We start from the raw sequence: 25,307 nt of genomic DNA, 5'->3' as shown, positions 1-25,307 counted from the left end.
CCTAAAAAAATTACTCGTATGTGATTTTAAAGTCAGCGATAGAACTAAATTCACCTTCAGTAACTGGTGTTGCACCATCAACACGTTTAGCTAATGCAGTAAATTCTAAAACGTTTTCACCTTGGCGGTTACGAATTTGGCTTAGGATAGATTTAGCTTCATCAAATTTAAAATCTTTGATTTGAATACCGATATTCGAAGCGGTACCAGTAGTACCTAAGAATTCTTTATCAGTACCGACATAGTTTTTACCACCAAAGGTAATTTTAATATCTTTAACAGCAACCCACTTACCTTCAGTGTCTTTGCTAAACTCATCAAAATTACATTCTTTTAATTTGATAGCGATATCTTTTTCTGCTGCATTACCCGCTTCTAAAGATGCACGAGAAAGTTGACCAAATGGAACTTCTTGTTTTGTACTTTCTGATTCAATATTACATGGAGCATTAACAACTTGGCCGCTGAAATGTAATTCACCGCTATTACCACTAGCAAAGATAGAAGTTGAAATAGCAGAAGACGCGAATAAAACAGCAATAGAAAGTTTATTTAATTTCATATCTTACATCCTTAAAAATAAGTAAATATTTGATCCCTAGTGAGCCTTTATATAAGTACTGCCATAGGAATAAAGTTCAGTATCCATAAATGGATTTTCAAATGTCCTAATCACAGAACGCTTAACGTAATCGTTTTTAGCGTGGGTCATTTCGACGGAAGGAATCTTATCCCTATCAGGTGTAAAATGGAATAAAACTCTTTGATTTTAATTAAATTTGAATTATTTAACTTATATTTAGTTTTTTTTAATATGTATCAATGTTTTTATGCTAATTTAATTGTCTGTGAAATGTTTAATGTTTGTGCTTTTAAGGTGTTTTAAGGTTGGGGGGGGGGTTAGAAATAAAAAAATGCATCAAATATCAATATTTGATGCATTTCTTATGATTTTTTTTGGTACTACAGAGTGCAAATAAAAAGTGGAGAGAAATTTTCTTCAAAAATATAACTTGTGTCGGTTAATTTTTTTATTTTTAAAAAATAAAGTTGGTTAATTTCAGGAACACCTCGAATATTGATTTTGTCTTGAGCCTGATCAGCTGGGTCTATAAATATATTTTCAACGCGTAAAAAAAAAATGGTCACCTAAGTATTCATGTTTCATCAGAAATTTTCGTGAAATAGTATAGTTTTTACCATTATCACTAATGCTTCCATTCATGATGAATGTGTGTTGGTCAGGTTTATTTTCGTTAGGGATAACACTTAGCAGGTAAAATCCTTTTAAGGTAGAACGATGGTCAGAGATATTTATTTTTAAGGTTGTTTGGCAATCAGGAATAATAGGAGTGTTAATTATGTGATGAACATATAAGCTAATGAAAACCAAAATTATAGATATAATGGACAAAAAAAACATTCTTGTTGATATTTTATTTGACATAAAAATTCTCACAGCTCACAGTTGCACTTTCTTTCGGTACTGTTGGGCAATAGGACAAAAATAGGAAGTTGTCATATAAATTTTTATCATTTGCTACGATACCAACATTATAATAAAAAACAGTTGCTGGCTTTTTACAATCTAGGTTTAATTTCGTGAGTTCATTTTGAATTGTCGCAAAGCTGATGGTTGTTGTATCGGGTTTATGGTAACTATTAATGTAGCGGATACTGCATTGATCGATACGACCAACTTCAGGGTATTCTGTTCGGCTTGCAAAGAAATAACTTTTAAAAAGGTATAATAAGCAAAAAATAATGAGCCCAATAAGTGAAATTTCAACATATCGGTTATTCAACATGTAGCTTTTTTTATTTTCGACTGTCTGGGGGAAAGTCCCTTCGGGTACTTTTGATGAAGAGTCTAGTTCTTCCTCACTAGTGAATAAAGCTTTGTGATTATTATCACTAATTTCCTGTTGCTCATTTTCAATTTTCAGATCAGCAGAAAATTTAATCCCAACTTTAGGTACAGTCGTGATAATTTCATCATCAGAAAAAGATGATAAATGGCGTCTGAGTACAGAGACACTACTATTAAGGTTATTATCGGAGACAACTTGGTTATGTTCCTCCCAAACCCGACGTAATATGGTTTCTCGGTCAACAATATCATGATTATTTTGTACTAAGACTAATAACAAACGGTTTAAGGTGGTTGTTAGTTTTAATGCATTATTAACATCGTCGATATATAACAGCCCCTGATGACTGTCATAATTAATATGATTATTAATCAAATAGTTCATTTTTAGATTGATTTTATTTATAGGAAAAATATTTATATTATTTGAGTTTATACCTGTTATTTATGTTATGTCAATTAAGCATATTTGGTGTAATTTTGAAAGTTATTGAAAATCATATAGTTAAGTTTTTATTTGCGCATGTTATGTTTAAGGCGGGAGGTTGAAGAGGTATTTATTTTTTTTAGAAAAACACTATTTTTTAACATTATACAAAATAACTAATAGTTATTATGCGTAAAAAATTTTAGGCTGAAACATTTTATGAGGAGTAAGTCTGTTGCTAGCTATTATTTTGGCTAAACGATGATATATAAAAAATAGCCTCAAATATAAGAGGCTATTTCATATAAATACTTTACCAATTAAGCCGTTGGCTCAAGGATTTGGTGCATAACAGGATGGAATTTACGTTTAAAGTAAACGAGACCATGCCCAGTATCGTTAACAATGATTTGTTTCATTTCAACCATGTAGACAGAGTGCGTACCGATATCTTGAACTTGAGTGATTTCACCTTCAAGGTTGGCAAGCGCGTTTTTTAACATTGGTTGCTGTAAAATACCGCTTTCCCATACACTCCAGCCAAAACGTTCTTCCATCGTTGAACCTTTCATACCAGCGAAATGGCATGCGAGTTCTTCTTGTTCATGGCTTAGCACGTTGACACACAGGCGGCCATTCTTTTGAAATACCGCATTCATAGCGCTATTGCGGTTAACACAGACCATCAAAGTGGGTGGCGTATCTGTAACTGAACAGACTGCGGTGGCTGTAATTCCACAGCGACCCTCAGTCCCATCCGTGGTGACGATATTGACTGCTGCACCAAGACTTGCCATCGCATCTCTGAAACGCAGGCGATGTTCATTTTCTAAAGACATTTTGACCTCCTGCTGCCGACTATTTCAGCAGCGAATCTAACTGATTAATATCATTGTTGTTATGCAGGTGTGGACGTTTCCATCCGTGTTGATCGTAGTCTGATAAACAGCGATCAACCATATCTGTCATGGCTTTCATATTGCCAGAACCATATGCATGACGCAGACATTGCAGACGAATTTCATCTTGGCTTCCTGCGTAGTTAATTTCATACAGTTCATGACGACCACCAAATTCACTACCGATTGCATCCCACATGAGTTTAAGGATCTTAATACGTTCAACGTGATCCATACCATTAGAGCCGCGAACATATTTAGCTAAATACTTATCAATTTCTGGATTATTCATATCACGAACGCTTGATGGTAGGTAAATCAGGCCACTTGTCACGTTACTTTCAATGATATTCTTGATTTTGGTGTAAGCCATTGGTGCCATAACACGGTAAGTTTGGATAGCTTGAGTATCAGGCAGATAAGCGCCGCCTTCCCATGCTTGTGCTTCAGAGGTCATTGCATCGGTTAATGACCAGAACAGATTACGCCACGCAACCACTTCACCGAGATCAGCTTGTACACCACGGAAATCAATAACACCTGTACATTCTAAACTTTTTTGTAACAATCCGGTAATGAAGTCTAATTTAACCGCTAAGCGGACACAAGCTTGTAATGGGAATAAACGTGCGAACCCACCTTGTACTGCCCAATTACGTGCACGGTCAAAGTCACGGTAGATCAGGACGTTTTCCCATGGAATTAACACATGGTCCATCACCAAGATGGCATCATTTTCATCGAAACGGCTTGATAATGGGTAATCAAATGGTGCGCCAGTTGCGCCAGCCACTAATTCATAAGATGCACGTGAGATTAATTTCACACCATCTGCGTCCATTGGTGCAACAAACATCAATGCGAAATCAGGGTTATCGCCCATGACTTGCGCGGAACCAAAACCAATAAAGTTATAGTGTGTTAACGCGGAGTTGGTCGCAACAACTTTAGCACCACTGACGATAATCCCTGCATCTGTTTCTTTTTCGAGTTTGATATAAACATCTTTAACTTCATCAGCTGGCTTGTGACGGTCGATTGGTGGGTTAACAATGGCATGGTTAAAGTACAGGCCACTTTCTTGAATACGTTTATACCAGTGACGTGCGTTGTCTGCAAACTGACCATAATATTCTGGGTTAGCGCCTAAACAGCTGGCGAATGCCGCCTTATAGTCTGGAGTGCGTCCCATCCATCCGTAGCTCTGACGTGACCAATCTGCGATAGCGTCACGCTGTTGGCGTAGTTCATCGGCACTTTTAGCGAAACGGAAGAATTTGTGAGTGTATCCGCCGTTTCCTGTGTCGGTGTTCCAGCAAAGTTGGTCATGAGTCGTTTTATCATGAAGCGCATCATATAATTGTCCTATAGAAGCGGCTGAATTACGAAAAGCGGGGTGAGTGGTGACGTCTTTTACACGCTCGCCATAAATATAGATTTCGCGGCCATCTTGTAAGCTTTTTAAATATTCTTGGCCATTAAAAGGGCGTTTAGCATCTGAACGAAAATCTTCTGGTTTCATGTCTACCTCGTTATCTCACAATGAGGGCTTGCATTGATAGGGTACAAAGGTTGCAAGCGAAATATGTTAATTTTATGTTTGTTTTGTGTTTCTTAATTGAATCGCTTTACGAGGGAGTTTTAAAGAGACTTTCTAAAGGTTTGCTGGTACTTTTCGTTGGGAGCTGTGTTTTGTGAAAGAAATGTGATCATCTCGATGTTTTGATATTAATATAAATTTTTATTTATCTTACAGTGCATTGATTATTAATCATTAATTAAATAGTTATTATATTAATATTAATATTTTTCCTTGGGTTGTTTGTTCTTTTTTTAATCTTCACATTCACTTTTTGTTAAGCATTATTAGCATCTTTATAAAGTTAAAACAAAATTTATAAGATATCAAAAATGTTTTTAAAATGTAAAATTATTTGAAGGGTGGTTTGTAGAGATAGGTTAGAAGTAGGTATGATATAGCATTCAGGAGGCATTGATGATTTTTACCTAAAAATACGGATAAAATCACTAAGCCTCTCTTTAATGAATGTTTTGTTCTCGCCATAGGCTAGGAGAGCACCCGACTAACCGGTTAAAAAATCGCGCAAAATAGGCGGGGTCTTTGAAACCGAGCTGGTAGGCAATTTCTGAAACGGGGCTGTCGGAAAACAGTAACATCCGCTTAGCTTCACGCAATATTCGGTCAAAAATCAACCTTTTCGGTGGCCGGTTAGCAAACCGCCGGCACATATCTTTAAGGCGTGACTCTGTGACATCAAGTTTTTTGGCATATTCAGGTACCGCAAGGTGTTCATGATAATGTAAGTCAATGAGCTGATTAAAACGTTGGAATAGGCGGTGTTCGCCTCTAACCCCCGTTGTAGGGTGCTCATCAAGTGGAATAGAGCGCAGTAGAAAGGTAAACAGCGCTTGGGCTAAAGAGGCGAGGGCTTGGTCTTTGCCAATATAGTTATTCGCCGATTCGCGAGCCATCAATGCCCAATAATGATTAAAGGTATCGATATCATCAGGCTTATCGGCAACAGATAAGCAAATAGCAGGGATATCGACCAAATCTGGATTCGCTGGGTACAATGAGCTAAGAAGAGGCGTGATCAGGTCTTGCCGTACGGTGAGTACGTGGCCATCAGTGTCTTCTTGAGTGAAAAATGCATGTGCAACCGAAGGGGGCGTAAGAATAAAGAGCGGCGCTTGAACAGAATAGCGCGACTCATCGAGCTGCAAAGTAATATGGCCCGTAACCAAATAGTGCAACTGGAAGAAACCATCATGGCGATGAGCTTGCATGTCGCGACCAAAGAAGGCGGCCATGTTGCCAAAGGTTTGGTAGTGGACGTCGTCGGTGCCTTGGGTTTCGTCGTAGTCTGTACTGATGTCAATATTCGTAATTAAAGTTGAGTTACCCTTCATTCTTCGGCTCGCAGCGTTGTTGGCCTCACAAGCCAACCCTAGTCACATACTTCAGTATGCTCCCCGAGATTAACTCGCTTGCCGCCTAGCTGCAACTCGAATTGTTCTTCATTCTTCAAGCCGCAGCGTTGTTGGCTGCACTCCGCTACTCGAGTCACATACTCATGTATGCTCCCCGAGATATCGTCGCTTGCCGCCTAGCTGCAACTTGAATTATTTTGAACAATATTTAGGGGACGGATTAAATAAATTCAACTTTTCCAATCTGTTGCAGCACTTAATTTATTAAAACTCAACAGTTTTACCGTTTAAGGTGTTGCCCTTGGCCTTGAGTTTTTCATTGGGATAGCAATGACTAACAGCGCACCGACCACCAATAGGCCTGCAACAAAATAGAGGCCAGAGTTAAAGCTACCGGTTTGGTCTTTCAGCCAACCGATAAGGAGTGGGCTGACAGCGGAACCTATATTACCTGTTGCGTTGATAACCGCAATACCGATGGCACGAGCACGTAAGCTGATTGACTGGTCTGGGGTTGTCCAGAACACTGCCATCGCAGTAAATGAACCTGTTGAGGCCATAATAATACCAATCAACTGAATGACGGGATGGCTTGTCATCGCAGCGAGAACCCATCCTGCGGCCGCAAATAAATACGGTAGTGCAGTATGCATTTTCCGTTCTTGTAACCTATCAGAACGGCGACTCCAATAGATCATCCCTAAGATAGTACAAAACTGTGGGATTGCAGTTAATAGCCCAATCATGGCATTACTACTGCCTTCATTGAAGCTTTGCATGATCTGTGGGGTCCAAATATTAATCGCACTTAAGGTATTGGTTAAACAGAAATAAGCGACGGTATACATTAAGATCACAGGGGTGAAAATTTCTTTCCATAAGCTTTTGTTCTGCAATGCGGTATGGCTTTTGGAACCATGCGGCTGGACAAGCTCAAGCTGGTCTTGGTCCATCATTTCTTGCAGTGTGTCTTTGTCTTCTTGGGTCAACCACTTAGCTTTTTTCGGCGAATCATCAAGGTAGAACCAAACCAACACACCGAGGATCACGGATGGGAAACCTTCTAGCAGGAACAGCCATTGCCAACCTTTTAGGTTTAAAATGCCATCCATACCTAGAATATAACCGGATGCGAGTGAACCGAATGCCATAGTAACAGGCATCGCAATCATAAATAAGGCATTAGCACGAGCGCGGAAATAGGCAGGGAACCAGTAAGTCAAATAAACTAAAATCCCAGGTAAGAAGCCCGCTTCAGCGATACCCACTAACATCCGTAGGACGTATAAACTGGTTGGCCCTGTGGCAAACATGGTGGCTGTAGAAGCAATACCCCAAAGCACCATGATGGTGGCTATCCAGCGGCGAGCACCAACAATTCCTAACATGATGTTACTTGGAATACCAAAAATTACGTAAGTGGCATAGAACAAGGTGGCGGCTAAGCCGAACATGGTGGAAGTTAGGCCGATGTCTTTCCCCATGGTTAGACCTGCAAAGCCAATATTAATACGGTCTAAGAAGGAAAAAACGAATAGCACAAATAAAAATACAATGAGACGTTTAAATAACTTATTAATCACCCGCTGCTGCGGTTCGGTTAAATTTTTATGTTGTTCAGCAGGGTTAGTGCTTGCAAGTTGTTGATTACTCATATTGTAGGGCCCTCAATTCTTTCTTTTACAGATTATTATAGGTACAAGGGACGAGTAGGCAGTCATGGTGCTGTCTGCCCAATGTTGCGATATTGATTTCTTAATTTATCTAATTAAGTTATTTGTCTGTAGGGTTAAAATTAACTTATTTAGAGACAGTTTAATTAATAAACGCTTGGTGCACTCGAGGCCACCTCTGAGACGGTTTTACCAAATTTTGCTGCTAGCGCTTCTGCGGTGCGTGCTAGTAGCGTGGTATCAACCCCGACGGCAACAAATAGTGCGCCGAGTTTAAGATAATGTTCAGCGACATCTGGGGCTGCCATTAAAATACCAGGTGCCAAGCCGGCCTCACGAATTTGTACAATCGCTTTTTCGATTGTGGCTTTGACTTCAGGGTGGTTAGGGTTCCCTGAGAAGCCCATATCTGCGCTAAGATCCGCAGGGCCAATAAACACACCGTCGACACCTTCAACTTTTAGGATCTCGGGAAGGTTATTCATGGCTTCACGGGTTTCAACCTGTACTATCACACACATTTCATCATTGGCACGGGTTAAATAATTAGGTACTCGGTTCCAACGAGAAGCACGTGCCAAAGCACTGCCGACACCGCGTATCCCAGCTGGCGGGTAACGTGTTGCGCGCACCGCTTGCTTGGCTTGTTCTGCATTTTGTACCATTGGTAGCAAAAGGGTTTGTGCGCCAATATCCAGTAATTGCTTAATGATCACCGGATCATTCCACGGTGGGCGTACCACGGGCTGTGACGGATAAGGGGCGATCGCTTGTAATTGAGATAATGTCGTTTGCACATTATTTGGTGCATGTTCACCATCAATTAATAACCAGTCGAAGCCTGCACCAGCAAGTAATTCAGCACTATATGGGCTGCACAAGCCAAGCCATAAACCGATTTGCGGTTGACCACTTTTTAGTGCTTTCTTAAATTTATTTTCTAAAATATCCATGCCATTTTCCTTACACGAAGCGGCAGCTAATTGAACCCATATTGCCGTAATCAACGTGGAACACATCACCTTTACGAGCCGGAACAGGGCGTGTAAATGAGCCACCTAAGATAATTTGACCAGGCTCAAGTTGCACATTATGCGGTGCTAATTTATTTGCTAACCATGCCACGCCATTTGCTGGGTGGTTGAGTACAGCGGCTGCCACGCCAGATTCTTCAATGACGCCATTACGATATAAAAGGGCGCTAATCCAACGCATATCCAAATCGCGTGGTTTGATTGGGCGACCACCTAAAATTACCGCGCCATTTGCTGCGTTATCCGAAATGGTGTCGAACACTTTGCGTGGGCGGTTGGTTTCAGGGTCAACGTTATGACAACGCGCATCGATTAGCTCAAGGGCTGGGATCACATAATCAGTCGCGTTATACACATCAAAGATGGTGCAATTTGGCCCGCGTAATGGTTTCGCCAGTACGAATGCTAATTCAACCTCAATACGCGGTACGATAAAGCGGTCTGTTGGAATATCACAGCCGTCATCAAAAAACATATCGTCAAGAAGCGCACCGTAATCAGGTTCATCAATTTGTGAACTTGTCTGCATGGCTTTGGATGTTAGCCCAATTTTATGGCCTTTTAGCACACGTCCTTCAGCAATTTTCACGCCAACCCACTCTTTTTGGATAGCGTAAGCATCGTCGATCGTCATTTCTGGGTGATCGAGTGAGATCTGTCGGATTTGCTCACGTGATTTTTCAGCCTGATTTAGGCGCTGCGCGATTTGTGATATGACATCTTTTTGTAACATGCTGTTAATACTCCTATTCACCTATTCTATTTCGAGAGCAGCGCTGCACTAAAGCGCGTTGCTGCCACTCGGACTATTCAAGGTGTAAATTGAATGCGTACCCAGCGGTACTCAATTTAACTAATTGGAAAGACCACCAAAGCAGAGGTATTTCACTTCCAAGTAATCTTCGATTCCGTAGCGTGAACCTTCACGCCCCAGACCTGACTGCTTAATGCCACCAAATGGGGCCACTTCATTTGAAATAATGCCTTCATTAATACCCACCATGCCGCTTTCTAATGCCTCAGCAACACGGTAGATACGCCCGATATCTTTTGAATAGAAATAAGATGCCAAGCCAAATTCAGTATCATTGGCAAGATCAATAGCTTCTTGCTCATCGCGGAATTTAAATAAAGGTGCCAGTGGGCCGAATGTTTCTTCTTTAGCGACTTTCATGGCTTCAGTGACGCCAGTGATAACGGTCGGTTCAAAGAACAAGCCACCTAATTCTGCCGATTTACCACCAGCGATGACTTTTGCACCGTGGGAAACGGCATCAGCAATATGTTCAGTGACTTTATCGACTGCGGCTTGATTAATCAGAGGACCCTGCTGGGAGTCTGCTTGTGTGGCAGGGCCGATTTTCAGTTCATTCACGGCTTTTGCTAAACGAGCCGCAAATTCATCGTAAACGCCTTCTTGGACTAAAATACGGTTAGCACACACACAAGTTTGCCCGCTATTACGGAATTTAGCCGCTAATGCACCTTGTACTGCTGCATCTAAATCGGCATCATCAAACACGATAAATGGCGCGTTACCACCGAGTTCCAGAGACATTTTTTTCACGGTGTTAGCGCACTGTTCCATCAGCAATTTACCAACTCGTGTTGAACCCGTGAACGTGAGCTTACGAACGATTGGGCTAGAGGTCATCACGCCGCCAATGGCTTTAGCATCAGTACCTGGAACAATGTTAAACACGCCAGCAGGAATGCCGGCTTCTTCCCCTAACGCTGCCAACGCTAATGCAGATAATGGTGTTTCTGCCGCGGGTTTTAATACCATCGTACAGCCTGCTGCTAGCGCAGGGCCGACTTTGCGGGTGATCATGGCGTTTGGGAAGTTCCACGGTGTGATAGCCGCAACCACCCCCACGGGTTGTTTTATCGTTACAAGGCGACGCCCCGGTAAAGGTGATGGAATGGTTTCCCCATACACACGTTTACCTTCTTCAGCAAACCACTCAATAAAGCTGGCACCGTAGGCAATTTCTCCCATCGATTCAGTGATCGACTTACCTTGCTCAGTACTGAGTAATTCGGCCAATTCCTTTTGGTTATCCATCATTAAACGGAACCATTTGTTTAAAATTTGGCTGCGCTCTTTGGCGGTTTTAGCACGCCATGCCGGCAGGGCTTTTTCTGCGGCTTCGATAGCTTGTTGAGTTTCTAAAGCACCGACATTGCTGACGTTAGCGATAACTTCGTTATTGGCTGGGTTAGTGACCTCAAACACACTTTTATTTTGGGCATCAACCCATTGGCCGTTGATATAAGCTTGTTGGCGAAATAACGTAGAATTGGTATTTATGCTCATTTTTCGTTGTTCTCCGAAGACACTGATTGGACTTGTGGGCGGATATTTTTAGCTGATAGCTGTTGGCTAACAAAACTTAACCCGGCACACAGCGCCATAACAAGTGCCATAGCGAATGGGGATTCATCTTGTAATACAGAAACTGCAACGCTGGCGACAGCCGCTAAGGCAAACTGAATAGAAATAGCAAGTGCACTGGCACTTCCTGCAATTTTCCCGCGATGTTGCAGTAATAGTGACAAACTGTTGGTGCCGATAGCATTGACCATCGATAAGAACAGCACGACTAGAATAACAATTATGGGCAAACTTTGTTGGTAAAATATGAGTAACAGCAGACCAAATACTAATTGAAACCCACTTTGCATAGTCAGTATGCGCGTTAAACTATAGGTTTTTAGCAGTTTAACGTTCAACAACAACATGATAATCATCCCCAAGATGTTACAACCGAACAGCAAACCATAATGTTGTTCAGAAACACCGAAATAATTGATGTACACAAACGGTGAACCACTGATAAAGGCAAACATACCGGCAAAAGAGAATGCCATGGTGCCAATAATACTCAGAGCTTCTCGGTCTGTGAGCACCTGTGCATAATTCTTAAAAGCGACACAAAGTATATTTTCAGAACCGCGCTGGTGGGTTAACGTTTCAGGGAGTAAGAAAAAAATCGCACACACCGAAGCCAAGCCAATTACTGCCAGCAAATAGAAAATCACTTGCCACTGAAAATGAACGAGTAAAAAACCACCTAAAAGTGGTGCCAGTAATGGCGCTATCATGGTCACAAGTGTCATTAATGACAGCACTTTAGGTAGTTCATGAGCAGGGTAAACATCCCTTGCAATCGCCCTAGCCATAACAATGGCCGCTCCACTACCAAAAGCTTGCAGCGCTCGGAATACAATCAAGGTATTTGCGTTGGTGGCTTGTGCGCATAACAAACTGGCAATAGTGAAAATGGCAAGGCCACTTAACAACATTTTCCGCCGGCCAAGAAGGTCACTTAATGGGCCATAAAACAGCATTCCCACGCAGAAACCAGCAAAAAAAGCCCCAAGGGTGTACTGCATTTGCCCTTGAGTGGCCTGTAATGCAATTCCCATTTGAGGGAGGGCAGGGAGGTACATATCGATAGACAATGGACCGAATGCCACTAATGACCCCAGTAATGGAATCAAGTAGTGCGGTATGTGTTTATCGAAATTTTTAACCATCTTACCCTCTCAATAAAACGAAGAATAAAGCTTTAAACTCTTAGCCCTTAAACAAGGCATGAACATTGTTCTGTTTATAATTTAAAACAGGATCAAGCTCTTCCATGGTAAAAGATAGTGCGAGGTAGCGTTTTGCCATTAAATTGGCAAAATGGGTTTTGATCAGGTCGAAAATCATTTCCCCCGTTTTTTGCCTATCTTCAAGAGAGCGCCCAGCACCGATCTTCAACGTCATATGGACAAAAGCATAATCGTGCTTGCCATCGGCCATTTGCCAAGTATCCAGCCAAATAGCACGACTACGAATGCCACCTAATGGGAAGATACCGGTTCCCGCGAGGGCTTCATTCACTTTGGCGAAGAGCTCAGGTAGTTGAGCTTCATCACGAATATTTTCTGTACATTCTGCATAAAAATGAGGCATAACAATTCCTTATGCGGTGACAGCTTGTTTATCAGTAATATAGCTTGGCAGTGGGAACACGGCATTGATTTGCCCTGTGCCTGAGCTGGCAAACAAGTCAGTTAAAACTTCCACTTTCTCAGCGTATTTATCCCAACCTAACATACCTAGCAGCATCACAGTGTCGTGCATATGGCCTTCTCCATAGCAGTAATCTGCGTACTCAGGCAACATTTTGCAGAACTCTTCAAAACGACCTTCACGCCAAAGTTTGACGACACGTTTATCCATTTGCTCATCAAATTCACGCGTGTAGCTGTTCATGCCATCTTCGGCTTTTTGGTCATCAATAAAGCGGTGTGATAATGAACCACTCGCTAATACAGCGACGGTGCCATCGTATTTTTCAATCGCGGTTAGTACGGCTTCACCTAATTTGCGGCTGTCTTCAAAACTATGGGAAGTACAGAATGCTGAAATTGAGATAACTTTAAAGTGACGGTCACTATTCATATAGCGCATAGGAACTAATGTCGCATACTCAAGGGTTAAGCTTGGGATTTCATGAGCTTGAGCACGAACACCTAACTTACGCGCTTCCTCACCAATCATTTGGCCTAATACCGAGTTCCCATCGTATTCATATTCCATATCGCGAATAAAATGTGGAAGTTCATTACTGGTGTAAATACCTTTAAAGTGGTCAGCACAGTTAATGTGATAGGCGCTGTTGACTAACCAGTGCGTATCAAAAACGATGATGGTATCAACGCCTAATTCACGGCAGCGGCGGCTGATTTCTTTATGCCCATCGATAGCGGCTTGGCGGCATCCAAAGTTTTTACCTGGTAGTTCTGATAGGTACATGGATGGGACGTGTGTTATTTTTGCGGCGAGTGCCAACTTACCCATTTCATCCTCTCTTACCCGTTATATTTTGAGCTGTAGCGGTGTTGGCCGCACAAAACCACCCTAATCACATACTCATGTATGCTCATAGGGATGATTTCGCTTGCCGCCTAGCTACAACTCAAACTATTTAGGGTAAGGAACGAGTTTACCCATAATTTGTTGTAGCTATTATTTATCATGAATCATTTACAGTTCAAATTTTCATAGGTATCTAATTGATAAATAAAATAAATTTATGAATCACACACCCCAGCGAGGGATGTTGTGGTCTCCGTAGGAGATACAGACGTTCTTCATTTCTGCGAACACTTCGAAGCTGTACTCACCACCTTCACGGCCAACACCGGAGGCTTTGACACCACCGAATGGTTGGCGCAGGTCACGCACGTTTTGGGTGTTAACAAACACCATTCCAGCTTCAATACTGCGTGATAAACGTAAAATCTTGCTGACATCTTGCGTCCAAATATACGAAGCAAGGCCGTACTCGATATCATTTGCCATGCGTAAACCGTCTTCTTCAGATTTAAACGGAATTAAACAAGCCACAGGCCCAAAGATCTCTTCTTGTGCAACACGCATGCGGTTATCGACATCAGCCAGTACGGTAGGACGTAAGAAATTACCGCCTTTGAGGTGGTCAGGTAGATCAGTCGGTTTGTCTGGGCCACCCGCTAACAAGGTTGCGCCTTCTTCCATACCTAAGCGAATATAACCCGAAACTTTGTTCCAGTGCTGCTGGCTGATCAATGCACCCACTTGGGTTTTCGGATCGTTCGGGTCACCGACGATCAAGCGGTTTGCACGTTCCGCAAAGCGTTTAACAAACTCAGGATAGATACTTTCTTGGATGAAAATACGTGAGCCAGCCGTACAGCGTTCGCCATTAATGGAGAAAATCGTAAACAGGGCAGCGTCTAGTGCACGCTCAATATCCGCGTCTTCAAAGACCAGTACCGGTGATTTACCCCCTAATTCCATGGAATACTTTTTCAAGCCTGCATTTTGCATAATAGTGCGGCCAGTAGCCGTGCCCCCAGTAAAGGAAACCGCACGGACATCATGGTGTTTGACTAAAGCATCCCCAGCAGTGCTACCATAGCCTTGAACCACGTTCAAAACGCCCGCTGGAATACCGGCTTCCAGAGCCAGTTCACCAAGGCGATTCGCTGATAATGGTGATAACTCAGACATTTTCAGAACCGCAGTATTACCCAGCGCTAAACAAGGGGCGGTTTTCCATGTTGCGGTCATAAATGGCACGTTCCATGGGGAAATCAGCGCACAGACACCCACAGGTTGAACTAAGGTGTAGTTCATCATCTTGTCATCAACAGGGTAAGTACGGCCATTCATTTGCTGGCAAATTTCGGCAAAGAATTCAAAGTTATGTGAAGCGCGTGGGATCAACACATTTTTAGTTTGGTGAATAGGCAAACCAGTGTCTTTGGTTTCCATTTCTGCAATTTGCGGGACATTTTCGTCGATTAATTCACCAAGGCGACGCATTAAGCGAGCGCGCTCTTTCATTGGGGTATTGGCCCATTTCGGAAATGCGTCTTTCGCTGCGGCAACGGCTTGGTTGATTTCGTCTTGTCCACCCGCTGCGACTTCAGCGAGTACTTCACCCGTTGCAGGGTTGGTGGTTTCAAAATAGTCTTTGCTAGCAACGTTTTTACCGTTGATCCAATGATTAATCTGAGTCATTACACACGTTCCTCATAGTCTTTTTCGCTGATAATGGTGTTGACCAGTCTGCCAACACCTTCAACTTCAACAATGACTTCGTCACCCGGCACGACATCAGACAACCCTTTTGGTGTCCCTGTCGCAATCATGTCTCCCGGTTGCAGTGTCATAAAGTCACTGAGGTAAGCAATTAAAAATGGAATATCGAAAATTAGATCGGCAGTGGTGCCTTTTTGACGTAATTCACCATTAACATAGGTGTATAAAGCCAAGTTATGGGGATCTTTAATGGCGTCTTTATCGACAATCCAAGGGCCGATCGGCGTTAAGGTATCACGGCTCTTAACACGTAAATTTGGGCGATAATAGTTCTCTAAATAGTCACGGATCGCATAGTCATTACACACGGTATAACCTGCGACATAATCCATGGCATCTTCTCTTGAGACCTTGTGAGCCGTTTTTCCAATCACCACCACTAACTCAGACTCATAATGCATATATTCAACATTATCAGGACGAACAGAAACTTGGCGGTGGCCCGTTAAGCTGCTTTCTGCTTTTAAGAAAATTAAAGGTTCTTCAGGTGGCTTAAATTCTAATTCGGCAGCATGGTCTGCATAGTTCAAACCAAGGGCAAATAACGTCCCTTGAGCAGGGGGTAACCATTCAACATCAGGAGAATCACCCGCGATCACATCCCCATTAGGTAATGTAATGGCTTCGTTATCACCAACAGTGACGGAATATTCAGTGCCTTTAAAAAGGATTTTGGCGCGTTTTGTTATCGTAGACATTATTTTCCTCCTGCTGCCACAACGGTATTTTTCAGGCTAGGAAAGCCTTCCGCTTGGATAACCACGTCATCACCGGGTTTGATGGTGACACGTTGCTGTGGCGTTCCGAGCAGGATCACATCCCCTTGCTTTAAGGTGGCGAAGTCACTTAATGCAGCAACTAACTCACTCGCATCACGGATCAGATCTTTTGTTGACCAGCGATCCACTTCTTTGCCATTCACTAGGGTGATGATATCGACAGGAGTATTTAGCGAAGTAGCCACCATTTCACCGATTGGGCAGAAAGTATCACGGCATTTTGCTTTAATTGCAGGGCGATAGAAGGTGTCTTCTGGCAAGCTCACTTCATTTGCCAGCGCAAACCCAGCAATAAATTGATGAGCATCCTCTTTACTGACTTTGCGTGCATTTTTACCGATCACCAAAGCAAGCGTAGCGCCACTTTGCACTTCTTCACCTACAGGGTGCAAAATTTGCTCGCCTGAATTGATACGCGTATTACGCGGCTTAATAAACCACACAGGGGTTTTTGGTGGGGTCTTATAAGGGGCTTGCTGGAATGCCTCAAGCCAATGGCTAAGCTGGCTTTGATGATTGAGGGCAACGGCAAATACAGTGCCTTTCATTGACAACTCCTTAATGAAAAGAATTCAACTTTCGAGTAATTATTAATATATTAATAAAGTATAATTTTTAAATTAGCAATAGGTTTATGGAAATGTTAATTTTAATTGTGATCTCATTAACATAATTGAGTTATCTTTTTGTAAGATACTGTTATAAATGAATTTATTATTTTTTCAATTTTTTTTGATTTACAAAAAATTAACTTTAAAGTTGGATTTTAAATTATTTACTCATTAATATTTTAGGGTTTTTCTTTGAGATTGTTATTTGACCGTGCTACTCTTGAATAAGGCAAATTGGCGATGTGGAAATTCATGGTGATAACCAAAGGTTTCACTAAAGCATTGTGCCAATAAAGCACTGTGGCAGCCGCCATAAAATACCTAAATTGGGCTAAATAACGTTAATTAAGTGGTGAGTTTTAAGCTTATGCATGAATCATTGACAATTGCATTATTGCAGGCAAGGGAAACCGCAATGGGTTTTTTCCGGCCGATATTAAAGTCGTATAATTTGACTGAACAGCAATGGCGTATCATTCGCGTTTTAGCTGATAAGCGTTCAATTGATTTTCATGAATTATCAGTCCAAACCTGTATTCTGCGCCCAAGTTTAACGGGGATCCTAACCCGTATGGAGCGCGAAGGTTTAATTTTCCGCTTAAAACCGTTGAATGATCAGCGCAAGTTATATGTCTCTTTGACACCTGCAGGGCAAGAGCTGTATGACAAAGCGCGGCAGGAAGTGGAAGAAGGTTATCAAAAAATTGAGCTGGCTTTTTCGCCAGAGAAAATGCAGCAATTAACCGCGTTGTTGGATGAGTTAATTGCTTTAGAGAGCCCAGATTATAGTAATATCGCTGCTGATAAGAGAAAGAGCGCCTAAATTTTCGTCATATTTCGAGCTCTAGCTGTGTTGGCTTCTTTCGGCTATTTGGGTCACATACTGATGTATGCTCCCCAAACTATCCTCAATTGCCGCCTTGCTAGAGTTCGAACTATTTAGAAAATTAATTTGTCTTCGTCATATTTCGCATTGTGACATTGTTGCTGGCGCTGGCTACTGGGTCACATATTGGTGTGTTTTCATCGGACTTTCTTCAATTGTCGCCTTCTTATAATTCGAATTATTTAGAATATAGTTATTACTTAAATAATTCACTTTTCCGTTTAGATTCACTGAAGTTGAACTTCATTTATACTTTTAGTTGAGTAGCCAATCCCTCACTATCATATCTTATTTGTAATTGTGAAATTACCTATAGGTTACTTGTGACAAACTCTTCAGAAAAATCATTCCTAATAAAATCAAATGATTGATTTTCAGTATATGGCATTAAATTTTATTATTAATTGCGGTTTGGTTAGATTAATATAATAAAATGGCGCAAAAAAATCATATTAAGAATGAAAGTATTAATTTTTAGTCATGGTGGATTTTTTTATCTAAAAACAGTTAATGAGAATAAGTTACATTACGGTAAATTTACTGTTCGTAACGAAAATTTAGATAACATGACAAAATATCAAATTATATGGCGTTTATTATACTTATCGTTGTTTATGATTTCGCCTTATGGCTACACGGAAAATCAATTATTCCCTTCCACGAATGAAAGTATTCAATTTGAACAGAAACAACGGTTAGAATCGGAGTTAACCCAACGTAATCTATTGGAAAAACACAATGTAATCACTGTTGATGATACTTTTTCCAAACACGGTCAAGATGAAATTTGTTTCCCGGTCGATAAGATCCAATTTGTCGGTGCCACACAACTCACCAGTAAAACTCAGACTCAGTTAACCTCACCTTACTTAAAACGCTGCCTCACGCTAGGTGAAATACATGAGCTCACTAAGCATGTGACTAATTACTATATAGAACAGGGGTTTATTACCTCTCAAGCCATCATTCCTGAGCAAGATTTATCGTCACATCATCTCGCCATACAAATGATTGAAGGAAAGATTGAAACTATCGAGATTGAAAACTCCCCTAAGCGTTTAGCTCATCAAATATTCCCTCATCAACAAGGAAAAATATTAAACCTACGGCATATTGAACAGGGGTTGGAGCAACTCAACCGGTTATCGTCCGCTAAGTACACTATCGATATCCAGCCAGGAAGCCAAAATGGCTACTCTCGGATTATTATTCACCAGCAAGGGAAAAAGTGGCCTATCACGGGCCAATTGAACTTCGATAATTCAGGGATGAAAGCAACAGGAAAACAGCTGATTACAGGCGGTTTGACGGTAGATTCCCCATTAGGGTTTGGTGAGCAGTGGTCAGCCTCGGCCAATACCGATATGGATGGAAGTACATCCCATCATAATCGTTATATCGTTGCGAATGTGAATGTGCCTTATGGTTATTGGTCATACCGTTACCAATTCTATCGTAATAATACATTACAGCCGTTTTATGCATCGGGTCAGCAATACCGTTATGAAGGCAAAAATACCAACCAACAGTTGGATGTCAGCCGCTTAATTTATCGCGATGGCAAACAGCGTCTAACCTTACAAGGCAGTTTAAAACATAAAAATGCCCGAACTCAGTTAGCTTCCCAAACCCTGAGTATCAGCAGCCCAACTTTAACCTCGCTCTCATTTACCCCGCAGTACAGCACTACCCTCGGACAAGGCTACTTCACGTTAAACACTGCTGCTGAATGGGGAATATCCGTCTTTGGCGCCTCACCGGACACCCTCGCGAAAGATTCACCACGAAGCCATTACCGCAAATTCAGTCTAAGTAGCAGTTATCAGTATTTTTTCTCTAATGGTTTGACCTATTTAACGTCATTTTACAGTCAATATTCTCCCGATAATTTATACGGCATTGAACGCATCAGCATCGGTGGTCAGTACTCTGTCCGTGGCTACCATGAGCAGTCTTTGAGTGGTAACCGAGGTGGCTATTGGCGTAATGAAATCAATAAAGACATCGCCAATACGGCAATTGGGCAACTGCGTTTTATCGGAGCACTAGATTACGGGTTTATTGCCTCAGATAAATACCACGTTGAACATGACACTTTAGCCGGCGGAGCCGTTGGCCTCTCTTTTACAGGCAATAGCCTAATTTATTCTCAGTTTCTACTCAGTAAACCTTTGCATTATCCCTCACAACTTAAACCAGACAATTGGTCGGCTTATTGGTCGGTCTTATTCTCTCTGTAGCTTTACGTTTTTAAAGGATTATTTATGCTAAATGAACAATTACCTTCTCGCTCTAAGCGGATATTAAGTTACACCATTATTTTCTTAACCGCAGTCTACCCCTTACATCCCGCTTGGGGAGCAGCCATGACGGCGGCAGATAAAAACACCCAAATCAGCCAACAAAATAACGTCCCGATTATTAATATCGCCACGCCGAATGGGGCCGGAATATCCCACAATAAATTCCAACAATTTAATGTTGATAAACAAGGTGCGGTACTCAATAACGCCACGACTAATGTGAATTCCCAAATTGCAGGGCAAATCAAAGCCAATGCGAATTTAAAGGGAAATGCCGCTAATCTGATTATCAACGAAGTTACCGGCAGTAACCGCTCAGAATTACAAGGTAAGTTGGAAGTGGCAGGTAAAGGCGCAAATGTCTTAATTGCCAACCCGAATGGCATTACCTGCAATGGCTGTAGTTTTGTGAATACCCCTGCGATTACCTTAACCACGGGAAAACCTATTCTGGATAACAAGGGGGCTTTGTCTGCGGTTGAGGTGAAAAAAGGCAGTGTGGTTATCGGCGCCAATGGCATGAATACCGAAGCGCAAACGTATGCCGATATTATCAGCCGCGCCACCGAACTAAATGGGCAAATCAAAGCCAAGAACCTGACCCTGATGCAAGGCACGAACCGTGTTGACTTTCAAAAAGGCACCGTGACACCGATTGCGGGTGAAGGAGCAAAACCCAGTATTTCGGTAGATACCAAAGCACTGGGTGGGATGTATGCCAACCAAGTTAAATTGGTCAGTACTGAATCAGGGGTGGGGATTAACCTCAGTAATATGCAAGCCAACCAAAATGACCTGACGTTAACCGTCGATGGAAAAATTACTCTTGCGGGTAATATCCAAGGGAAAAAAGACATCAATGTCAGCACCAAAAATCTGCAAATTAATACCAATGCCAACGTGAATGCCACCAAAGACATCACATTAGCCACCAACACCCTCGCCAATAACGGGAAAGTTACCGCAGGCAAGGATATGCGTGTCTTTGCCGATTCAATAAGCAATACGGGCAATAGTGCGCTTATTCAGGCACAAGATAATTTGTGGATGCAAAAAAATGCCAAGGGGGATTTGAGTACGCTGATTGAGAATAAATCGGGGACGATAAAGACCAATGCAGGGGATTTGGTGGTTCGTACGAAGCAATTGACCAACATGTCGTTAAATACCCACTACAAGGAAAATACGATACAACCGACCTCCACAAGTAAGAACTTATTAATAGACCGAGTTAGAGAAGGAGGCGGGAATTATGATGTGGTCATGAATGCAAAGTTGGTTAACCCTCTTCCTAATAAGTGGTTCGGTGTAGCTGATTTTTCAAATGCATTTTATAAAGAGGGTGTTTTAGTCAATACAGGTCAAAGTATTTACTCTGATGATTCAGTTCGGCTCGGAGAAATAGTTAGCGGTGGAAATGCTTATCTTAATGGTAATCAAATCACTAATGATAACGGTATCATTTCTGCTAAGAAAAATTTAATTTTAACCGGTAATACTTTAGATAACAGTCAAAATATTGGCTGGAAAAAATACACCTATAAAAATTATGTCATCGATCCTTCGAACAGTGGAAGTGGAATAGTTAATATTAGAAATATCAAAGAATTAATTTTAGAAACGCATTATAAAATACAAGGTGATGTGTTCATTTTGGAATTGATTGATAATGTAAAAACAAAGAAAGGGTTACATTCAGGTGCGAATCTCATCCTCGATTTTAAACATTCGATCAGCAGTGAGAACAAACTACCTATTACCTCATCACTGATCTCAAAAATAAATCACATCGATTCCCCCGCTTATTTAATGTCAGCAAAAAATATTATTTTAAATTCTAATAATATAAATATTTCTACTAACTTACAGTCTGAAAATGATCTGTCTATTATCGCAGGTCAAAATATCAACATTCATGATGCGCAGCTCGTTGCAAAACAATCACAGAGCCTAATTGCCAACAACGACCTTAACCTTAAACAAGTCAATTTAACAGCTAAAGACAGTACCTTGATTGCGAAAAATGGCAATCTTCAATATAGCTTAAATCCTGTCTCTGCTTTTAAGGATAATGTCTTATCTCCTCCGGTTATCAACGCCGCAAACTCGTTACATATCCAAGCCGGTAAAAACATCACTTTTGATAATGCGCAGTTAGCCAAAACGAATAAACTTACCCTCAGTGCCAATGACAATATTGTTGTTCGTCGCGATGAACGCAATTTAATGAAACTCGCGGTTTCAGAGCCTGTCACCAATATTAATGCGTTACTCACAAAAACAGGAAATTGGACAAGTTCAGGGGAAATAAACCTCACCGCCGGTAAAAATATTGAAGCGCGTGGCATTGCTTTCAACAGTGGTAAATTACTGACGTTCAATGCAGGCCAAGATATTTTATTAGGCTCAAAAGCCATAAAAGATGTCGATAATGTATTTAAAACCAATCGCTATCCAGAGTTGCGTTCTCAGCTCATCGCGAATGGCAATATCACGTTAAATGCCGCTCGTGATATTGACTTGCAGTCGGCTAACCTTCAATCCACAGACAAGGTCATAGCGCTTTCAGGTCGTGATATTAAATTAACGGCTACCGCTTACTCTGCGATTCCCAACCCCAGTGAAGATAACCAAGATGTACGTTATGTGACTTCGACACTTTCCGGTGACAAAGGCGTCACTCTGGCCTCCAATGGCGCACTCACTGCACAAGGTAGCACAATCAAATCCCTAAGTGACATCACACTCTCAAGTGGGGGGAATGTACGCTTAGAGTCAGTTAAAACGAACTATCGAAAACAGTCAGGGAAAAAATTTGAAGAGTTATATCGCCAAATTGGCACTGAAATTAACAGTGGTAAAACCCTGACCATTTTGTCAGAGGGGAGCATTCTTTTCCAAGCCTCACGTCTCGTTGCCAAAGGCGCGATGGATATTGCAGCAAAAGGCGGCTATCTCTACGCCCAAGCCATGGAAGAAAGCAGTTACTTCGAAGAGTATAAAAAGAAATGCAATAGATGGACGCTTTGTATTACGAAAAAGGAAGTGAGAAAAACACGCAGTGATAAAACCAATAAAGTCACTGAGTTTACTGCTGGTGGCGATATTAATCTGTATGCCAAGGATGATGTCACATTAGAAGCGACCAAAATTAATGCGGGCAAGAATGCCAAAATCACCAGCCAAACGGGCAAGGTCAATTTTAAAGCGGTCAAAAACTCGCAATTTGAACAGGTGATTACAAATTCAAACGGTTTTTATATCACCCAACGTAATAAAGGCTATACCTCAGATAAATGGGTTTTACCTGCATTGCATATTGGTGGAAAACTGACTGTTGATGCGAATAAAGGGATCACTGCAGATGTTAAAACTAAAGAAGGGCAGTCATTCGAACAGGCATTAGCAATATTAAGTCGTACTCCTGGGTATGAGTGGCTCGGGGACATTAAAAATAATAAAAACGTCAATTGGGCTGTTGTAAAAGATGCTTATAGCCAGTGGGATGTAAAAACTGAAAGCCTTAATCCAGTCGTAGGTGCTGTGATTGCCATTGCTGTCGCGGCTGCTACTTATGGAACCTCTACAGCCGCCAGTATTGGTGGGTTAGCGAGCTCTACTGCTACAACCATGGGTGCTTCAGCGACAACAGCGTCAATGGCTTCTGCTGCGGCACAGGCGGGGTTTGCCTCACTCGTTTCTCAAGCTTCTGTCGCATTAGTCGAGAACAAAGGAAACCTGTCAAAAACCTTATCCAGTCTAGGGGAAAGTGATACCGTAAAATCAATTGTGACCAGCATGATTATTGCGGGTTCACTTGAAGGATTTGATATCGCGTTATATGGCAAAGTGACTGATCCAGCTAAAGTGACTTTACCAAAACTCAGTGATGGAAATTGGACTCAAGTCGCACAGCGTGTAGCAGGGCAAAGTGCCATCAGCTCAACCATCGGAACAGCGATCCAAGGAGGGAGCTTTAGTGAAAACTTTAAAACAGCCCTACTCAGTAATGTGGCAGGGCAAATTCAAGCCGAAGGCGCTAACTTGATAGGAGACAAATTCCAGTATTTATATGTAGATAAACAGGGAAATATTCTGGGACATACAGGGAAAGCTCTTAGTCATGCGGGTTTGGCTGCGCTAAGTGCAGAAATTAGTGGTGGCAATGTAAAAGGGGCCGTCGTTGGTGCATTAGCCGCTGAATTGGCTGCACTATCTCTTGATAACAAAAGCAAAAATAATTTAAATGCAGATACTCAAATAATCAAGGTGATTGGGGCTTTATCTGGCGGTATTTATACAGGTGAAGCGAGTGGTGCATACAGTGGTGCTAATGCGGCTGAAAATGTGTTTGTTTTTAATCATTATCTGCATAACTTTTTTGGGAATAGAGGTGACGACTTTTTTGAGAGTGGTTTTGAACTTGAAAAAGTATTAGCGAGTGACAGCAGTCTAACAGAACAAGAAAAGCATAGTATCAGATTAAATTACCTTAAAGGTGCAGGAGGGGAAGACCCTGTAAAGTCAATACTGGAGCACCTTCCAGTATCAGATACTATGATGGCATTTGCGCAAGCTAAGGATACTAAAGATTATGCTGCGGCACTCTTAACATCGTTACCAGTAGAGCGTGCATTAGTTGTTATGGGGAGATTGATTAAAACAGCTGGAACCGCTCTTCAGCGTCCAAAATTAAAAGGAGGGGCAGGCGGTAACTGGAGTGTAATGAATGAAATAGTTGACCCAACGGTAGTGAAGCAAGTAACTCCAAGTAGCTGTGGCGCTGCATGTGGGGAAATGTTACTCAGAGATCGGAATATATTTGTAGATCAAACTCATTTAGGAACACAATTGAAATCTACAGAGCAACTAATAAAAGACCTGAATAAGCAATATGGAAAATGGAATGGAGGATATGTTGGTTCGGAGCAGTTTGAGTTATTAAATAAATCAGGAAGCTGGGCTGCAATGATGTGGGAGAAAGGCGCAGGAGTCGGTCATTGGGTTGTTGTAAAAGGCACTGATAAAAAAACTGGCAATGTTATTATTCATGATCCATGGAATGGCTCAAATTACCAAATGACGCAACGAGAATTTTTTAAAGAGGGTGCTTGGAATGGAAATGCCGTTTTTAGTCAGTAGTGTATATCTTAATAATATACAATATATTAATGGAAAGGCTTTTTTAACTATATCGATAAACGGTGTTAGTCACGTTTTTATAGCGTAT

At 41.6% G+C, this 25,307-nt stretch carries 18 protein-coding genes; 3 read left to right on the top strand and 15 right to left on the bottom strand.

Features of this window, described 5'->3' with window-relative positions; all coding sequences use genetic code 11:
- Positions 1 to 10: 10 nt before the first annotated feature.
- The 15 genes from PSF31_RS02990 to PSF31_RS02920 all read right to left on the bottom strand — a co-directional run bounded on the left by PSF31_RS02990 (position 11) and on the right by PSF31_RS02920 (position 16,825).
- Positions 11 to 562, bottom strand: coding sequence for a fimbrial protein (locus PSF31_RS02990; protein ID WP_004905332.1), 552 nt, complete (start codon positions 560 to 562; stop codon positions 11 to 13).
- An 874-nt stretch (positions 563 to 1,436) separates the two neighbouring features.
- A complete protein-coding gene (locus tag PSF31_RS02985; RefSeq protein ID WP_096864811.1) occupies positions 1,437 to 2,255 on the bottom strand; it encodes a winged helix-turn-helix domain-containing protein in 819 nt (272 codons plus the stop codon).
- A gap of 362 nt (positions 2,256 to 2,617) precedes the next feature.
- Entirely contained in the window at positions 2,618 to 3,136 is a 519-nt protein-coding gene (hpaC, locus tag PSF31_RS02980) for a 4-hydroxyphenylacetate 3-monooxygenase, reductase component (RefSeq protein ID WP_004905327.1), read from the bottom strand.
- Positions 3,137 to 3,155: 19 nt separating this feature from the next.
- Positions 3,156 to 4,718, bottom strand: coding sequence for a 4-hydroxyphenylacetate 3-monooxygenase, oxygenase component (gene hpaB, locus PSF31_RS02975; protein WP_004905326.1), 1,563 nt, complete (start codon positions 4,716 to 4,718; stop codon positions 3,156 to 3,158).
- Positions 4,719 to 5,236: 518 nt separating this feature from the next.
- Positions 5,237 to 6,127 (bottom strand): 4-hydroxyphenylacetate catabolism regulatory protein HpaA, encoded by an 891-nt coding sequence (hpaA, locus tag PSF31_RS02970; RefSeq protein ID WP_004905325.1) that lies wholly within the window; start codon positions 6,125 to 6,127, stop codon positions 5,237 to 5,239.
- 308 nt (positions 6,128 to 6,435) lie between these two features.
- The gene (hpaX, locus tag PSF31_RS02965) at positions 6,436 to 7,803 is read right to left on the bottom strand and encodes a 4-hydroxyphenylacetate permease (protein WP_004905323.1); all 1,368 of its coding nucleotides are present in this window, start codon (positions 7,801 to 7,803) and stop codon (positions 6,436 to 6,438) included.
- 164 nt (positions 7,804 to 7,967) lie between these two features.
- Entirely contained in the window at positions 7,968 to 8,774 is an 807-nt protein-coding gene (hpaI, locus tag PSF31_RS02960; RefSeq protein ID WP_004905322.1) for a 4-hydroxy-2-oxoheptanedioate aldolase, read from the bottom strand.
- A 10-nt stretch (positions 8,775 to 8,784) separates the two neighbouring features.
- Positions 8,785 to 9,588, bottom strand: a complete 804-nt coding sequence (gene hpaH / locus PSF31_RS02955) for a 2-oxo-hept-4-ene-1,7-dioate hydratase (RefSeq protein WP_096864812.1) — start codon at positions 9,586 to 9,588, stop codon at positions 8,785 to 8,787.
- A 120-nt stretch (positions 9,589 to 9,708) separates the two neighbouring features.
- Positions 9,709 to 11,172, bottom strand: a complete 1,464-nt coding sequence (locus tag PSF31_RS02950; protein WP_096864813.1) for an NAD-dependent succinate-semialdehyde dehydrogenase — start codon at positions 11,170 to 11,172, stop codon at positions 9,709 to 9,711.
- Entirely contained in the window at positions 11,169 to 12,395 is a 1,227-nt protein-coding gene (locus PSF31_RS02945) for a Bcr/CflA family multidrug efflux MFS transporter (protein WP_096864814.1), read from the bottom strand. The genes PSF31_RS02950 and PSF31_RS02945 overlap by 4 nt, the downstream gene beginning before the upstream one ends.
- Positions 12,396 to 12,435: 40 nt before the next feature.
- Positions 12,436 to 12,819, bottom strand: coding sequence for a 5-carboxymethyl-2-hydroxymuconate Delta-isomerase (locus PSF31_RS02940; protein ID WP_096864815.1), 384 nt, complete (start codon positions 12,817 to 12,819; stop codon positions 12,436 to 12,438).
- A gap of 9 nt (positions 12,820 to 12,828) precedes the next feature.
- Positions 12,829 to 13,710: a 3,4-dihydroxyphenylacetate 2,3-dioxygenase gene (hpaD, locus tag PSF31_RS02935; protein ID WP_004905296.1), complete on the bottom strand. Its 882-nt coding sequence runs from the start codon at positions 13,708 to 13,710 to the stop codon at positions 12,829 to 12,831.
- Between the two features lie 240 nt (positions 13,711 to 13,950).
- Positions 13,951 to 15,417, bottom strand: a complete 1,467-nt coding sequence (gene hpaE / locus PSF31_RS02930) for a 5-carboxymethyl-2-hydroxymuconate semialdehyde dehydrogenase (RefSeq protein ID WP_096864816.1) — start codon at positions 15,415 to 15,417, stop codon at positions 13,951 to 13,953.
- Positions 15,417 to 16,196: a fumarylacetoacetate hydrolase family protein gene (locus tag PSF31_RS02925; protein ID WP_096864817.1), complete on the bottom strand. Its 780-nt coding sequence runs from the start codon at positions 16,194 to 16,196 to the stop codon at positions 15,417 to 15,419. Before PSF31_RS02925 ends, hpaE begins: the two co-directional genes overlap by 1 nt.
- Positions 16,196 to 16,825, bottom strand: coding sequence for a fumarylacetoacetate hydrolase family protein (locus PSF31_RS02920; RefSeq protein WP_096864818.1), 630 nt, complete (start codon positions 16,823 to 16,825; stop codon positions 16,196 to 16,198). The genes PSF31_RS02925 and PSF31_RS02920 overlap by 1 nt, the downstream gene beginning before the upstream one ends.
- 430 nt (positions 16,826 to 17,255) lie before the next feature.
- On the opposite strand from PSF31_RS02920, the gene hpaR reads away from it, so the two are divergent.
- From hpaR to PSF31_RS02905, 3 genes are all read left to right on the top strand, one after another.
- A complete protein-coding gene (gene hpaR, locus PSF31_RS02915; protein WP_004905292.1) occupies positions 17,256 to 17,711 on the top strand; it encodes a homoprotocatechuate degradation operon regulator HpaR in 456 nt (151 codons plus the stop codon).
- A 521-nt stretch (positions 17,712 to 18,232) separates the two neighbouring features.
- Positions 18,233 to 20,014 carry a ShlB/FhaC/HecB family hemolysin secretion/activation protein gene (locus tag PSF31_RS02910; protein ID WP_096864819.1) on the top strand — a complete coding sequence of 594 codons (1,782 nt, stop codon included), beginning with the start codon at positions 18,233 to 18,235 and terminating at the stop codon, positions 20,012 to 20,014.
- A gap of 24 nt (positions 20,015 to 20,038) precedes the next feature.
- On the top strand, positions 20,039 to 25,219 hold the full coding sequence (locus tag PSF31_RS02905) for a two-partner secretion domain-containing protein (RefSeq protein ID WP_096864820.1): 5,181 nt from the start codon (positions 20,039 to 20,041) through the stop codon (positions 25,217 to 25,219).
- Positions 25,220 to 25,307: the final 88 nt, after the last annotated feature.

Origin of the sequence: Providencia sp. PROV156 (assembly GCF_028480905.1) — a bacterium.
Classification (GTDB): Bacteria; Pseudomonadota; Gammaproteobacteria; order Enterobacterales; family Enterobacteriaceae; genus Providencia; species Providencia hangzhouensis.
This window is presented reverse-complemented; position numbering and strand designations above follow the sequence as displayed.